Genomic DNA, 13,422 nt, shown 5'->3' on the forward strand with positions numbered 1-13,422 from the left:
CACAGCGAAACAATTAGAATTCCATCATTATACACCACAGGGGGCCAGATGTATATATACGTAAGGCGAAACATCATGGGAAGCATGCCTGCTCCCTCTTCCCCGGGAGTCCGGGTTATGGAACTATCATAGGTATATGATTGCTACCTCGACGAAGTCGAAGAGCTTATTCGGTGAACCCCTTCTCTTTTTTCGCATCCCGGTCAGTAAACAACGCCATACCGGTTTTCATTCTTCGAAAATGGTATTTTTCATAGAATCCTTCTTTTCCCGGGGATGCATACAAAATGATGTTGCAATGGGCGATACCGGCATGAAGATTCTCCATAATCACCCTTCCCAGCCCTTTGCCTTGATAGCTTGGAGTAACTGCACAATCGTAGATTGCTGCTTGATACTCTCCGTCTGAAATAGCTCTCCCAAATCCTATCAGTTTTCCGCTATCGTACAGGAAAACGACCGCATAGCTGGCTTCAAAGGCTCTCCGGTGTTTATCAGGGTCATGAAATGCCATACCAGCGAGTTGCAACGTTGCTGCGACATCTTCCCATTCAATTCCGACGCAATCATTTTTTACGACGAGTTGCATTTGACTTTCCTTAAATGTTCTACGTTAGTAACTGTTCAACACAAATAGACTGCTTATACATAAGCCCTAGAGCCTGCCTATTTACCCGGTTGACTCTTGTTCACATGCAAGCAGTCTTTTCTTACGTTCCTTTCCCCATCGATACCCACCCGTTTTTCCAGATTTCGATACAACTCTGTGGCATGGGATAGCTACTGCTAGTTTGTTGGAAGCACATGCAGATGCTACAGCCCGGACCGCGTTTGGTTTGCCAATACGCGCAGCTACATCGGTATAGCTCTTTGTTTCGCCCGGTTTTATCTCTCTTAGGACTTCCCAGACCTGTTGTTGAAAAGCTGTTCCTTGAATATCAAGAGGCAGCTGAAACGTATCTTCTGGTGATTCTATAAAATCGACAACGTCGTTAACCAGCCCCTTAAATTCGACATCATCCCTGTTGAACTGAGCATTTGGAAATCGCGTCTGAATCAGTTCTGGAAGCATGTCTGCATTGTCTCCAAACTCAATCGCGCAGATTCCTCGGTCAGTTGCGGCAACAATTATCCACCCGAGAAAACACGGAGCAACTCCATAGGTTATCAGTACTCCTGCGGCTCCTTTGCGATAGACCGTAGGCTTCATTGCTAATTGGTCTCGTTTCTTATCATAGGCGCTGCCACTGGAACCATATCCAGCGGAATAAATCGCATCAGTAATAGATGGACTTGTTTTGAGATTTTTTTGAAAACGCAGTGATTGATGCCTGGCAGCATATTGCTTTGGAGTCACACCAACTATCTTTTTGAAAAGTCGATGGAAATGATAAGGGCTCAAATTTACGAGCATTGCTAATTTGTCTAATGGGAGAAATTTTTCACTTTCTTCTATAATCCTGCATGCATGAATGATCTTCTGCTCAAGCCCCTCGACCTTTGACGTTTCCGTGGGTCTACACCTTTTGCATGCTCGATAACCTGCCGCTTCGGCCTCGGCACAGGTTGCAAAATACTCTGTATTTGGCCGGTTGGGTAATCTGGATGTACAGCTCGGGCGACAATACACGCCCGTAGTTTTTACTGCATAATAGAATGCACCATCAGCGCTCGAATCGTTAGAGACAACGGCTTTCCACCTGGCACCATCTGTACTGAATTGCGCATCGGCCATTTTGGGCCCCTATCCATTAACCATTCTTTTTTTGGCAAACTGGCTGAATGCGGAATCTATCACCTATTAATTGCAACAGACGACCATCTATCGTCAACAAGCCAAGACTAATCATACCCATACCGACCATATGCTTGAGTTCAAGCTGTTCGCCGAGAATGGCTGTTCCAAGCACTATCGCGCTGACAGGCACGAGCAATGTAACAAGGAGCACATTAGTAGCTCCTGCAGCTGACAGGATGCGGAAATAAAGAATATAAGCAAGCGCTGTAGAGAACAGGGCTAAACAAAGGATCGCCAGCCACACCTCAACATCAGGAACTGGTAACGTAAAGGGATGATCATAAAACAAGGCAACAGGAATAAGCAGCAGACTGGAGGCCGTTACCTGTCCTGTTGCAGTTACAACAGGCTGTAGGCCTAACCGCTTGAAGCGACGTCCATAAATCCCTGCAAAAGAATAGGAAATTGCAGCCCCCAGCACAGCGATCTGCCCGAGAATACTGCCTCCCTGTCCCCCAAACGCTTCCTGCCCAATCATTATTACAACACCGATCAGACCAAAGATGACGCCCAAAATCTTGAGCGTGGACATCTTTTCATCACTGGTCAGAAAATGCGCTGCAACAACTGTAAATAACGGCGTGGTTGCATTGAGTATCGAGGCCAGTCCACTCGCAATATGGGTCTGCCCCCAAACGATTAAAACAAATGGAATAACATTGTTCAAAATACCCATACCGATGAATGCAAGCCATACGGTGGGATTAGATGGCACTCTCAAACCGCAAAAGCAGACAACTCCCCAAAGGGCAATTGCTGCTAAAGACACACGGAGAGTGACAATGGTAAGCGGAGGAAGAGCTTCGACCGCCACCCCGACAAAGAAAAAAGAACCGCCCCATAAAATTGACAAAACGACTAACAGTAGCCACTCATAAGGGCTCATTGACTTTACAGTGGATTGCATGTGCTTTTTCCCTTGGATACTTATTTCGATTGGAGAAACATGATACAATCCGCATGAAAAGAAACACTCAGATTCTTGCTATGTAATTCTAAAAAGTCACTCAGCGTATATTCGGCGAACAGGAACAGCCTGATCTTACTATTTCGTAGCTCTAGATTGATCGCTCCCCGAACACCTCTTCGTAGTACCATGCTCAAGGCGAATGCTTGTCCACCGTCTTGCCGTGTTGCGAGTCCCGACAAGCCTTTCGATAAGCCAGCAGGGTTCTCTGGGCATGGCTCAACGCGCTGCCGCGTGGAAAGACGCCGTTTTTGTTTGCGCAGCCCGCCACTACTCCGGTGAGCAGTTCCAGTCCGTCGGAGACATGCTCTACCGCATGAATATGAAACAACCCCTGGCCCACAGCTTCGAGTATCTGGTGATCGAGCATCAAGTGGCGACGATTTCGATGCGGCATCAGCACGCCCTGACTGCCGTCCAGTCCGGCAGCGGCGCAGACCTTGAAATAACCTTCGATCTTTTCATTGATCCCGCCCACCGGGAGTACATCGCCGTGCTGATTGAGTGCACCGGTCACCGCTATGCCCTGCTTGAGCGGCAATCCGGACAACGACGAGAGTAAGGCATACAATTCGGCACAGGAGGCAGAATCGCCTTCGATGCCGCTGTATTCCTGCTCAAAAACAAGAGAAGCATTGAGGGCCAGAGGGGCGTTGCGTGCAAACAGCGCTGACAGATAGTTTTGGAGGATGAGCACCCCCTTGTCGTGGACAGGACCGGACATCTCCACCTCGCGCTCGATGTTCATCAGCCCATCTTCACCCGCATAGGTCCGCGCAGTGACCCGCATGGGGAAACCGAAGCAATGATCCCCCGAGTCCGCGACGGTCAAGGCGTTAAGCCGACCGACCTGACTTCCATGCAGGGAAATCAGCACCTCGCCTTCGACGATGGCTTCCAGCATACGCTGCTCAGGATAATCATGACGCAGTTTGCGTGCAGCCAGAGCCGCATCGACATCACTCGCCTCGACCAGGCAAGCGTCTTGTTTCCGGCACAGGACGGCACTTTCCATTACCAGCGCCTTGGTGCGGCCAAAGATGGCACTTTGGCGTGAGCGGTCTTCTACTTCGCGATGGCCCTGTTCCAACAGACGCGCGACCGCAGCTGCTGAGAAATGGGGCAGGTCCAGTTTTTGACAGGTATGCGCAACAAAGATTGCCGAAGCGCGACGCGTATCATCGTTGGCGGCAAATCGGCCGGCAAAGTCCACCTTCACCCGGAAACGGCGAGCAAATTCGAGATCACCCTCTTGTAATTCATAATAGAGCTCGCGCGAGCCGATCAGAACGACCTTTACGGTGGCGTCAACCGCTTCGGGCACAAGCGAAACAGCCGCTATCGGAGCAAAGGCGGTGCCTGGCTCCTCAATCTGGAGGCGTCCGCTGCGAAAAAAACGTCGCAGTTTTTCCCACACCAGAGGGTCTGTGAGCAGATCACGAAGATGGAGCATCAGAAAGCCTCCATGAGCTTTGTGCAGGCTACCTGCGTGGATACGGGAAAATCCCGTTACCAGCACGTCGCTCTCGGTTTGGTACTCAATGCTGCCGAACAGTGAACGAAACACGGGATTGTCTTCAACGATAACCGGCGCTCCATCCAAGCCGTGATTGTCCACCACCAAATTAACCTGATAGTGAGACAGCACCTTGTTTAACGTTTCTGTGCGCAGCTCATCATCGGTTTCAGACGCTTTGAATAATTCCAGATTGTCGAGCAGGTCGCCCATAACCTGATCCAGATAGACGTCGAGCTTGGCGGAATCATTGATCTCCAGTGCAGTTCGAATTTTTTGTAACTCGCTCTCCAGCAGCGGTTTGACCACCTGACGACCCAAGGCAGCAAGGGCCTCATTCTTCGTCCGTTCCAAAGGACGGGTTTTCTCGAAATAACGATTGATTTCGGCGAGCAGTTCCTGCTCTGCCTTTGCGATAGCGGTACGTCGCCCCTTGGGCAAGGCAAGCATTTCATTCTCGGTCATGGCATGCCCCTTCTTACCGTGCAGGGTGAAGAGTATCTGATTGGCTTCGCGGTGCATCCTGAAATGACGAGCTTCGCCAAAGGTTTCAAGTTCAGCAAAGGCCTTGGATTCTTCCTCATTGTAGGATTTTTCTATCCGCTCGCTTTCCACCTTAAAATCCGGGCCATCAAGCTGAAGCGGTATTTCCGTCAACAAATTCTTCATCATGCGGTCCATGTATTGGCGGAGCAAACGACCCTGCCCTGGGGGCAGGCGTACCGCGCAGGGATGTTTCGGCGTGTCGAAATTATGCAAGTAGCACAAGTCTGGCGGAGTCGGTCTTTTTGAGGCTACCTCCTGCATAGCCTGTTGGAGAAGCGAAGAGCGGCCACTACCGACCTCACCCAGTACGAACAGGTTATAATCCGCCTGTTCCATTTCCAGCCCGAAGCGCGCGGCGTTTTCAGCACGTTCCTGTCCAATCCAAGGCAGCGATTGTCCCAGCAGTTCCGAGGTGTCGGCAAACCCAAGCGCGTCGGGATTAACGGTGAGACGGAGTTCATCAACGGACAGATTCGAGATCGACATAGGCAGTATAATGATAAGATGATAAAAAAACGCTTTCCGGCGAAAAGGAAAAAGCCAATATTCAAGGCATCTTTTTTAAAATATTTCAAGTGACAGTCATGACAAGCAATGTCCATTGGAAAACGGAGAGTTCCTCTGTCAATGACATCTCCGCACCAACGGAAAAAATAAGCAGAACCTGCTCCTTTTTTCCTCACGAGCCACCCGGCCCGGATCCCCACACTTAAGCAAGCGTCTGTTTTAACTGGTCAAACTGCTGGCCATAGACATACATCACTTTTTCCTGCACTTCCTGATCACTATTCATATTGGATGATACAATGTATGAGGTAGTTATTTTGGACATTGTCTCGATAAACTTTTTAATCTGCTCTTGTGTGGTAACGGCATTTACCAGCACCAGATAGTTCTCAAAACCTTTGTTAACGATTGTCTGCGCGGTGTCTTCTGCGAGAAGTGCATAAATGGTCTTGCCTGTTTCATTTACAATTTCAGCTACATCAACTTTCACCCCTTCGTTATCCAAATTGTCGGCTATACTGGAACATATCAAACACATCATAATAGAACTTGTAATAGCATCGTTAACACCAAGTGATTCGGCAGATGGAAAGATTAACTTGGCGGCATGAATTTTGACCATTATATCGGACGCTACCAAGGATGATGACTTGTGGTAATCATTGTTTACTTCATAGCCGGCATCCGTTCTTATTCTGTTAGCCATTTTAAGGAGATTGGTTTTGAAATCTGTTTCCAAGTTGTTATTCCTCTTAAGAAGTAGGTTTAAGATGGGTCGGGCGTCAGTAATAGGAAGCAAACTTCATTACGTTGCCCTGCTCTGTATTGTCGTTACCTTCAAATGGTGCTGGTGAAAAAATCCTATCTTTACTGGATCTGTTGGGGATCACACAATACCTTTATGTACTCCGAATGGCTTGTTCAGCCTCTCATTTTGTGCCATATATTTTTCGATTTTAGATCGACTCGGTTTTTAGTGTATTCCGCAAACACTCACTGGAGCATTGCTGTAGCCGTTTTTTCTTCAAGACAAGGATACTTCTCGTGCCCCATTGTCCAAATGTCGCTAGAAACGCATATGAGCAATATTGACGATCACGGCCAAAACGCGAATTAGCGCCCCAAAGGGGTGCAGAATAATGTACAATTCCAACTAACTCGGGAAGCTCTTATGTTATGAGGAGAAGACAATCAAAATAATGCATACATTTACTTTACACCCTACCGGTAACCATGGACTCTAACAATTCTTTTTCAAACGATTCCCCTTTTGCCGAATATCAGTCCAAGGTTATGAACTACCTTGAGCAAATAAAACCGCCGTTTCCAGGTGGCGACAAGCCTGCAGCCATATCGGTCAAGCCACTGGCTCAAGGAGAATACAATATCAATTACCTGCTTTCCGGACCGATGTCGAAAGCAGTGTTCCGGATCAATATTGCCTCCCAGATCAATCGACCAGACCAAATCCTCTACGAATACAACGCGCTGCAGCTTCTTCGCCACTCCGGAGTTACACCACAGCCCTACCATGTGGATGACAGCAAAGAGCTGATAGACAAGGGGATATTGATCATGGAATACCTGCCGGGAAGGTCGCTGAATTACACCACCGACATTGCAGCAGCAGCCAAGGTATTCAGTACGATCCATCAAGTTCAGGTGGCCCCGGAAAACAACCACCTGATCAGAGAAGAACAACCACTGACCCTTATTTTTGATGAATGCAGCGGACTGCTGGAGAGCTATTTCAAGGCCCCCATTGCTGACCGAAAAATAGCCTCCCTGCTGGAGGATATCCTGGCCTGGGCAGCGGAGAACAAAACAAAGGAAACATATTACCTGGATGCTCCCTACCAATGCATCGTGAACACCGAGGTCAATTCCGGCAATTTCATCGTTAACCCAACAAACGACACCATCCACCTCATTGACTGGGAAATGCCACGCTGGGGAGACCCCTCAAGTGACCTGTGCCACTTTATCTCCCCATTGACAACCCTCTGGAAAACAGACTACCGTATTGATACTTTGTCAACCAAGCTTTTTTTAAACACCTACACACAACACATACACAATCAGTCCCTCAAAGATACCTTGGATGAGCGCATGCGATTAAAAATGCCTTATGTGCTCTTGCGCGGCATTTCCTGGTCAGCCATGGCATGGGTTGCTTATCAACAGGATTTTGCAGGAGTACGCAATGAGCAAACCTGGAAAACACTGACCCGCTATATGGATGCCACGTTTATACGCTCCCTTTTTTCCCCTTTTATTCGGTTCTGATTATTACCAGTCCCATGTACGCCCCGAGACGCCTTATCCTCTTTACCCGTTTCCCACAACCAGGAACGACTAAAACACGGCTGATACCACAGCTCGGTCCACATGGTGCGGCTGAGCTGCAGCGAAAAATGACGGAGCTGATGATACAACAGGCTCTGCTGCTCCGCAGTGATCAAGCAACAGATATTTTCGTCTACTACGATGGCGGTACAGTGCGGCAGATGGAACAATGGTTGGGCAAGGAATTTCGCTATGTAAAACAGCACGGCAAAGATATTGGCATGCGTATGTATAACGCCTTTATGGATGGCTACACTGATGGTGCAGAGCATATTATTCTTATAGGGTGCGACATTCCTGCCATTGACACGCCCCTGTTAAAAAAAGCCTTCAGCGACCTTACAAGCCATACGGCAGTTATCGGCCCATCCACTGACGGCGGTTATTATCTGATTGGTATTCACCGGCAGGCCCTACCCTGGCTTTTATCCTCACTGTTTACAGACATTACCTGGTCCACCTCCAAGGTATGCAAACAAACCATTGCCGCACTCAAAAAGCATCACATCACCTTTGCTCCGCTTCCCCTGCTGCCCGATATCGACCGACCAGATGATCTTGACACCCTGCCAAGTGAGCTGCTGGGATGAACACAATGCTTTCGATTATTATCCCCACCCTCAACGAAGCTGCAACCATTACCACTGTGATCGATACCATTGAGGCCGGCGATACAATCGAAATAGTGGTGGTGGATGGCGGCAGCACCGACAATACCGAGGAACTGGCTACCCTGGCAGGTGCGACAGTTATCCATAGTCCGCCAGGTAGGGCTACACAGATGAACGCTGGTGCATATCATGCAGCAGGAACCATCCTGCTCTTCCTCCACGGAGACACCCTACTCCCCAAAGGGTACGCCCCCCTCATTACGCAAGCCCTGCAAATACCCGATGTATCGTGCGGGGCTTTTTCCCTGTATATAGACAGTGCACACTGGTCATTGCACTGTATTGCTGCCGGAGCCAATCTCCGCTCAAAAATATTGCAGCTGCCTTATGGCGACCAGGGGCTTTTTACCACAGCTGCAACGTTTCGAGCTGTTGGTGGTTTCCCCAACCTGCCCATAATGGAAGACTATTATTTTGTACGCAGCCTAGGCAAAAGAGGAAAAATCATAACCCTGCCCCAGGCCGTGATCACCTCCAGCCGCAGGTGGGACAACATGGGTATTGTCAAAACCACCCTTATAAACCAGCTGATTATCATTGGTCACCTGATGGGCATCCCTCCTGCTCGACTCGCCCGCTTATATCAACGTGCAAAGGGAGTCAAAAGAGGCAGCCATGCTTGACCGACTCTCCCTCAAATTACTCAACAAACCGCTGCCCCAAGGAGCCCTTGCCCTCAGCCGATGCGGCATCAGTGCGAACCAGGTCACTCTCAGCGGTTTTGCAGTGGGCCTGTTTGTTATCCCCTTGCTATGGAAGCACTGCTACCTGACAACGCTTGCTGTCATTCTCGTCAATCGCCTGGCAGACGGACTGGACGGCCCACTGGCCAGACTCACCCAGCCTACTGAAAGCGGCGCCTTTCTGGACATTGTACTGGACTTTCTTTTCTACGCGGCAGTGGTTTTTGGCTTTGGACTCAGCAACCCTGCCGAGAACAGCCTTGCAGCGTCCTTCCTCCTTTTTTCTTTTATGGGCACCAGTGCGAGTTTTCTTGCCTTTTCGATTATGGCAGAACGTTTTCAGCTGATCAGCCTCCGCCTCCCCAACAAAGGATTTTACTATCTAGGTGGGCTCACAGAGGGCACGGAAACCATTTTCTTTTTTGCCGCCTGCTGCCTGTTTCCAGTCTTCTTTCAACCTGTTGCCTGGTTTTTTGGCAGCTGTTGCTTTTTCACTGCTTGTATGCGAATCCTCTATGGGTACCAGGTATGCAAGGAGCACAAAAGATTCAAATAAACGCAGCACGTTGTGTCTGCTAAATTCAACTCTATTTTCAAGAAATGAGTGGGCAAACAATCTCAAATGATTATAAATTGTTACAAAGTTCATCTTTAGCCGGAAACAGGCAACGCTACAAGCTACCAAAGAAGACTTACCATTTTGAGCCTATGCCACAACAGAGAGGAGGAGCCAATGAAGATTTTCATTACCGGAGGAACCGGTTTTGTCGGTGCGGCACTGACCGCGCGTTTACTGGAACTTGGCCATGAAACCACCATACTCGGCAGCAGCAGTCAATGCCGTCTCCCATCTCACCCACATCTGAACTATATTTCCGCCGATACCAGCAAGCCAGGTGAATGGCAGCTAAGCGTTGCCGACCACGAAGCCTTTGTCAACCTGGCCGGTCGTTCTGTATTCAATCTCTGGACCGCCAGCTACAAGGAAAAGATTTACAATAGCCGTGTACTCACGACCCGTCACTTGGTTGAGGCTATCCCCTCCAATGCAGACACGATCCTGCTCAGCACCTCTGCAGCAGGCTACTATGGTGATGGAGGCGAACATGAAAAAAGAGAAACAGCTGAGAATGGAACAGACTTTCTGGCCAAAGTATGTCGCGACTGGGAAAATGAGGCTCTCCGAGCAGAGCAAAAGGGGAGCAGGGTTGCCTTGATGCGGTTTGGTGTGGTCCTTGGTAAAGGAGGCGGTGCGATACAGACCATGAAACTGCCCTTTAAATTTGGCCTTGGAGGACCGATCGGTTCTGGAAAACAATGGTTTCCCTGGATCCACCTTGATGACATCATAAACGCCATTCTCTTCATCCTGCTCGGTGATGACATCCATGGCGCCTTCAACTTTACAGCTCCACAGGCTGTTCGCCAAAAAGAATTTGCTCGTCAACTTGGCCAGGTTATCAATCGTCCGGCATTTCTTCCGACCCCGGCCTTTATAATGAAGCTTATCCTTGGAGAATTTGGCGAATCGTTACTCCAGGGACAAAAAACTATTCCCGAGGCCCTTGAAAACCATGGGTACATTTTTTCCTATCCGGAACTAAAACCCGCGCTGCAGGAGATACTTCGTGGCTGAAGACAAAACCTTTACCTACGCCTCCAGCTTTCCCTGTTCCCCGTACGAATTGTACGCCTGGCATAGCCGTGAAGGTGCTCTGGAAAGGTTGATTCCTCCCTGGGAAAACACCTCTGTTATTGCCAAACAGGGAGGAATAGCTCCAGGAGGAACCACCACCCTGAAACTGCATGCAGGCCCCATCCCTTACCAGTGGCACGCACGCCACGTGGAAGACATTCCAGGTGTGATGTTCAAAGACATCCAGCACAAGGGGCCATTTGCCCGCTGGGAGCACAGCCACTTGTTCTATACCGATCCACAAGGAAGCAAACTGGAAGACAGTATCGTATACAGACTGCCCGTCCACTCGCTCTTGCCCGATTTTTCGGAGCGTATGGTTGAGTCCATGCTGGAAAGGATATTTTCTTATCGCCATGCGACGTTGCGAGGTGATATCGAGCTCCATAAAAAATACAGCAGCAAACCGATGCGCATCCTGATCACCGGAGCCAGCGGTGTCCTAGGCCGGGCGCTCTGCCCTTTACTGACGACAGGCGGCCATCAAGTATGGCGGCTGGTAAGAAGGACACCAGACCCCGCAAAAAATGAAATATTTTGGAATCCGGAACAGGGTATCATAGACACCAAGGCCCTACCGGAGCTTGACGGGGTAATCCACCTGGCAGGTGACAATATAGGTGAAGGTCGTTGGAGCGATGCAAAAAAACAGCGGGTGATTGCCAGCCGCGAACAGGGAACAGGGTTGATCGCAAGAACCATTGCCGCACTCGCCCATAAGCCTAAGGTCTTGCTCAGTGCGTCTGCAGTCGGGTTTTACGGTGACTGCCAAGATTGCTGCATGCGCGAAGAGGATCTGTCCGGGACCGATTTTATTTCCGATGTCTGTTCGCTCTGGGAACGATCAGCCACACCTGCCGAACAAGCGGGGATCAGAACGGTTTTTATGCGCATAGGTGTGGTGCTCAGCCCCAAAGGCGGAGCGCTGCAGCGCCTCCTTGGCACGTCTCCTGTCGGTTTTTTTAAAAGTTTCGGATCAGGCGAGCAGTACATCAGCTGGATCAGTATTGATGACATGATATCGGCCATGCTCCATGCCCTGCATTGCGATACCCTTTGCGGACCGGTCAACATTGCGGCCCCGGAACCGGTCACCAATGCCGCACTGATGCGCACCCTGGCTACGGTCGTGGGACGCCCCCTTTTGCCTGGTATTCCTGCGCGTGCGCTGAAAACGCTGTACGGGCAGATGGCTTCTGAAGTACTGCTCGGCGGATGTCGGGTTGCAACAGACAAGCTGCAGCAATCGGGTTTTACCTTTCGCCACCCCTCCCTGGAAACCGCCCTGAAAACACTTTTGGGCAAAAAATAATCTCAACATCATATCGGAAGTTAATAACAGTGAGCTGGAAACTGAAATCATTACTGTTGGCCATGATGACCATCGCCCTTGGCTGTGGGTTTCTTCATCATCTGGTTGCCCCTGAAATACTCAATTTTGAACGACTGCATATCTTTCTTTTCAACCTTTGCAGCGGCGGGACACTCCTCATTTATTTTACCGAGGATAAACCCCAACTCTCCAAACGAGGCCAGGTTTTTCTCGGCTTGGCACTTGCTTTTGCCTTTTGTGCCTTCATGCAGTGGTATATCCCAGCATTGATCATTCCGCTCTGCCTCGCCGTAATTACGGAGAAGGTGCGAATGACCCACTTTGACTGCTGTTTCCCAAGAGCATTATTTTCGCGACAGGAAAGTGTGGCCAGAAAATTTCACCAGGCAGCGCTGCTCTGCCTTTCCCTGGCCTTGATCTTTTCCAGCCCAGTGATTCTCAACTCTGTCTACCTGCACTGGTTCACTATTGAAAAACTAAAGCTCGACACTTTTTTTCTTGGCTTTTCTTTCCCGATTTCCCTGATCTCCATGTCAGTCATTTTTTCGCTTATGAGAAATGACGGCATCCAAATCACTGCAGTATTTAAGGAAGCAGCCTTCTGGACCATTAATCTGGGCGTTATCATTTTTTTTCTATTTATTCTTGCAGAATTTTTTATTTCTCAAGTGGTAATAGCGACCATTCTTTTTCTGGCAGTTGTCTATATTCTCTACCTCTATTGGCAAAAAGGTATACGACTACAGCAAAAAACTTTCCTCACCTCCGGCATCATGTTTCTGCTCATCACCTCTATAACCGGGATTGCCTATATCCTGCTGTCATTTTCCCAATATTATACACAAGAGATCAGCCACCCGTTACTGCGGCTCCATGCCTTTACCGCACTCTACGGATGGAACCTCAGTGGTATGGCCGTAATCAGTCGGCATGCGGATTTTCCTATCCAGCTCCACTCGCAAAAGCTAATAATCCTCCACTGGGTAACAGTCTTCATTCTTTGCCCTCTTGGTTACTTCTTTCCTCTTTATGCCATCTTGGCCGTAGTTTGTTACTGCTGGCTGCTGGTGATCCTCTTTTTCAATCACAGTACGGTTGATAAACGATTGGTCTTTGTCGAAGACGAGGTGTTGGCTGCACCCACACAAACACCTCAAACCTGATGTTACGTGTTCGGTGAGTTGATGGTGCCTTACAAACCTCAGTTTATAAGATCACAACTCATCGAAAAAGACCCTTTCCCACCTCCTTCATTGTTAGGCCCCTCTAAAATCAATTAAACTTATCTTATTGTATCAATTCAATTTATCTGAGCTCTCCATCACCACTTAGCGGTGATTTTTTTTCACACCACGTATT

The 13,422-nt window shown here is 49.0% G+C and carries 12 protein-coding genes; 7 read left to right on the top strand and 5 right to left on the bottom strand.

What is annotated here, in order from left to right; genetic code table 11:
- Positions 1 to 166 precede the first annotated feature (166 nt).
- The 5 genes from JWH17_RS05395 to JWH17_RS05415 all read right to left on the bottom strand — a co-directional run bounded on the left by JWH17_RS05395 (position 167) and on the right by JWH17_RS05415 (position 6,073).
- Positions 167 to 589 carry a GNAT family N-acetyltransferase gene (locus JWH17_RS05395; protein WP_205221559.1) on the bottom strand — a complete coding sequence of 141 codons (423 nt, stop codon included), beginning with the start codon at positions 587 to 589 and terminating at the stop codon, positions 167 to 169.
- A gap of 81 nt (positions 590 to 670) precedes the next feature.
- Positions 671 to 1,735 carry a bifunctional DNA-binding transcriptional regulator/O6-methylguanine-DNA methyltransferase Ada gene (gene ada / locus JWH17_RS05400; RefSeq protein WP_205221560.1) on the bottom strand — a complete coding sequence of 355 codons (1,065 nt, stop codon included), beginning with the start codon at positions 1,733 to 1,735 and terminating at the stop codon, positions 671 to 673.
- A gap of 16 nt (positions 1,736 to 1,751) precedes the next feature.
- Positions 1,752 to 2,705, bottom strand: coding sequence for a DMT family transporter (locus JWH17_RS05405; RefSeq protein WP_205221561.1), 954 nt, complete (start codon positions 2,703 to 2,705; stop codon positions 1,752 to 1,754).
- Positions 2,706 to 2,898: 193 nt separating this feature from the next.
- On the bottom strand, positions 2,899 to 5,313 hold the full coding sequence (locus tag JWH17_RS05410) for a Lon protease family protein (protein WP_205221562.1): 2,415 nt from the start codon (positions 5,311 to 5,313) through the stop codon (positions 2,899 to 2,901).
- 223 nt (positions 5,314 to 5,536) lie between these two features.
- A complete protein-coding gene (locus tag JWH17_RS05415; RefSeq protein WP_205221563.1) occupies positions 5,537 to 6,073 on the bottom strand; it encodes a hypothetical protein in 537 nt (178 codons plus the stop codon).
- Between the two features lie 494 nt (positions 6,074 to 6,567).
- Between JWH17_RS05415 and JWH17_RS05420 the strand changes: the two genes are divergently transcribed.
- From JWH17_RS05420 to JWH17_RS05450, 7 genes are all read left to right on the top strand, one after another.
- Positions 6,568 to 7,620, top strand: coding sequence for a phosphotransferase family protein (locus tag JWH17_RS05420; protein ID WP_205221564.1), 1,053 nt, complete (start codon positions 6,568 to 6,570; stop codon positions 7,618 to 7,620).
- A gap of 14 nt (positions 7,621 to 7,634) precedes the next feature.
- Complete coding sequence (locus JWH17_RS05425) at positions 7,635 to 8,270, top strand: TIGR04282 family arsenosugar biosynthesis glycosyltransferase (protein WP_205221565.1); 636 nt, start codon at positions 7,635 to 7,637, stop codon at positions 8,268 to 8,270.
- On the top strand, positions 8,267 to 8,974 hold the full coding sequence (locus JWH17_RS05430; protein WP_205221566.1) for a TIGR04283 family arsenosugar biosynthesis glycosyltransferase: 708 nt from the start codon (positions 8,267 to 8,269) through the stop codon (positions 8,972 to 8,974). Before JWH17_RS05425 ends, JWH17_RS05430 begins: the two co-directional genes overlap by 4 nt.
- A complete protein-coding gene (locus tag JWH17_RS05435; protein WP_205221567.1) occupies positions 8,967 to 9,590 on the top strand; it encodes a CDP-alcohol phosphatidyltransferase family protein in 624 nt (207 codons plus the stop codon). The genes JWH17_RS05430 and JWH17_RS05435 overlap by 8 nt, the downstream gene beginning before the upstream one ends.
- A gap of 177 nt (positions 9,591 to 9,767) precedes the next feature.
- The gene (locus JWH17_RS05440) at positions 9,768 to 10,670 is read left to right on the top strand and encodes a TIGR01777 family oxidoreductase (RefSeq protein WP_205221568.1); all 903 of its coding nucleotides are present in this window, start codon (positions 9,768 to 9,770) and stop codon (positions 10,668 to 10,670) included.
- The gene (locus JWH17_RS05445; protein ID WP_205221569.1) at positions 10,663 to 12,042 is read left to right on the top strand and encodes a TIGR01777 family oxidoreductase; all 1,380 of its coding nucleotides are present in this window, start codon (positions 10,663 to 10,665) and stop codon (positions 12,040 to 12,042) included. Before JWH17_RS05440 ends, JWH17_RS05445 begins: the two co-directional genes overlap by 8 nt.
- 29 nt (positions 12,043 to 12,071) lie before the next feature.
- Positions 12,072 to 13,226, top strand: a complete 1,155-nt coding sequence (locus JWH17_RS05450) for a hypothetical protein (RefSeq protein WP_205221570.1) — start codon at positions 12,072 to 12,074, stop codon at positions 13,224 to 13,226.
- Positions 13,227 to 13,422 lie beyond the last annotated feature (196 nt).

Source organism: Desulfogranum marinum (genome assembly GCF_016918565.1).
Taxonomy (GTDB): domain Bacteria; phylum Desulfobacterota; class Desulfobulbia; order Desulfobulbales; family Desulfobulbaceae; genus Desulfogranum; species Desulfogranum marinum.

Bases quoted from the DNA above. Each gene is read 5' to 3' on its own strand.
- JWH17_RS05395 (WP_205221559.1), bottom strand. From the start codon at position 589: ATGCAACTCGTCGTAAAAAATGATTGCGTCGGAATTGAATGGGAAGAT.
- ada (WP_205221560.1), bottom strand. From the start codon at position 1,735: ATGGCCGATGCGCAATTCAGTACAGATGGTGCCAGGTGGAAAGCCGTT.
- JWH17_RS05405 (WP_205221561.1), bottom strand. From the start codon at position 2,705: ATGCAATCCACTGTAAAGTCAATGAGCCCTTATGAGTGGCTACTGTTA.
- JWH17_RS05410 (WP_205221562.1), bottom strand. From the start codon at position 5,313: ATGTCGATCTCGAATCTGTCCGTTGATGAACTCCGTCTCACCGTTAAT.
- JWH17_RS05420 (WP_205221564.1), top strand. From the start codon at position 6,568: ATGGACTCTAACAATTCTTTTTCAAACGATTCCCCTTTTGCCGAATAT.
- JWH17_RS05425 (WP_205221565.1), top strand. From the start codon at position 7,635: ATGTACGCCCCGAGACGCCTTATCCTCTTTACCCGTTTCCCACAACCA.
- JWH17_RS05430 (WP_205221566.1), top strand. From the start codon at position 8,267: ATGAACACAATGCTTTCGATTATTATCCCCACCCTCAACGAAGCTGCA.
- JWH17_RS05435 (WP_205221567.1), top strand. From the start codon at position 8,967: ATGCTTGACCGACTCTCCCTCAAATTACTCAACAAACCGCTGCCCCAA.
- JWH17_RS05440 (WP_205221568.1), top strand. From the start codon at position 9,768: ATGAAGATTTTCATTACCGGAGGAACCGGTTTTGTCGGTGCGGCACTG.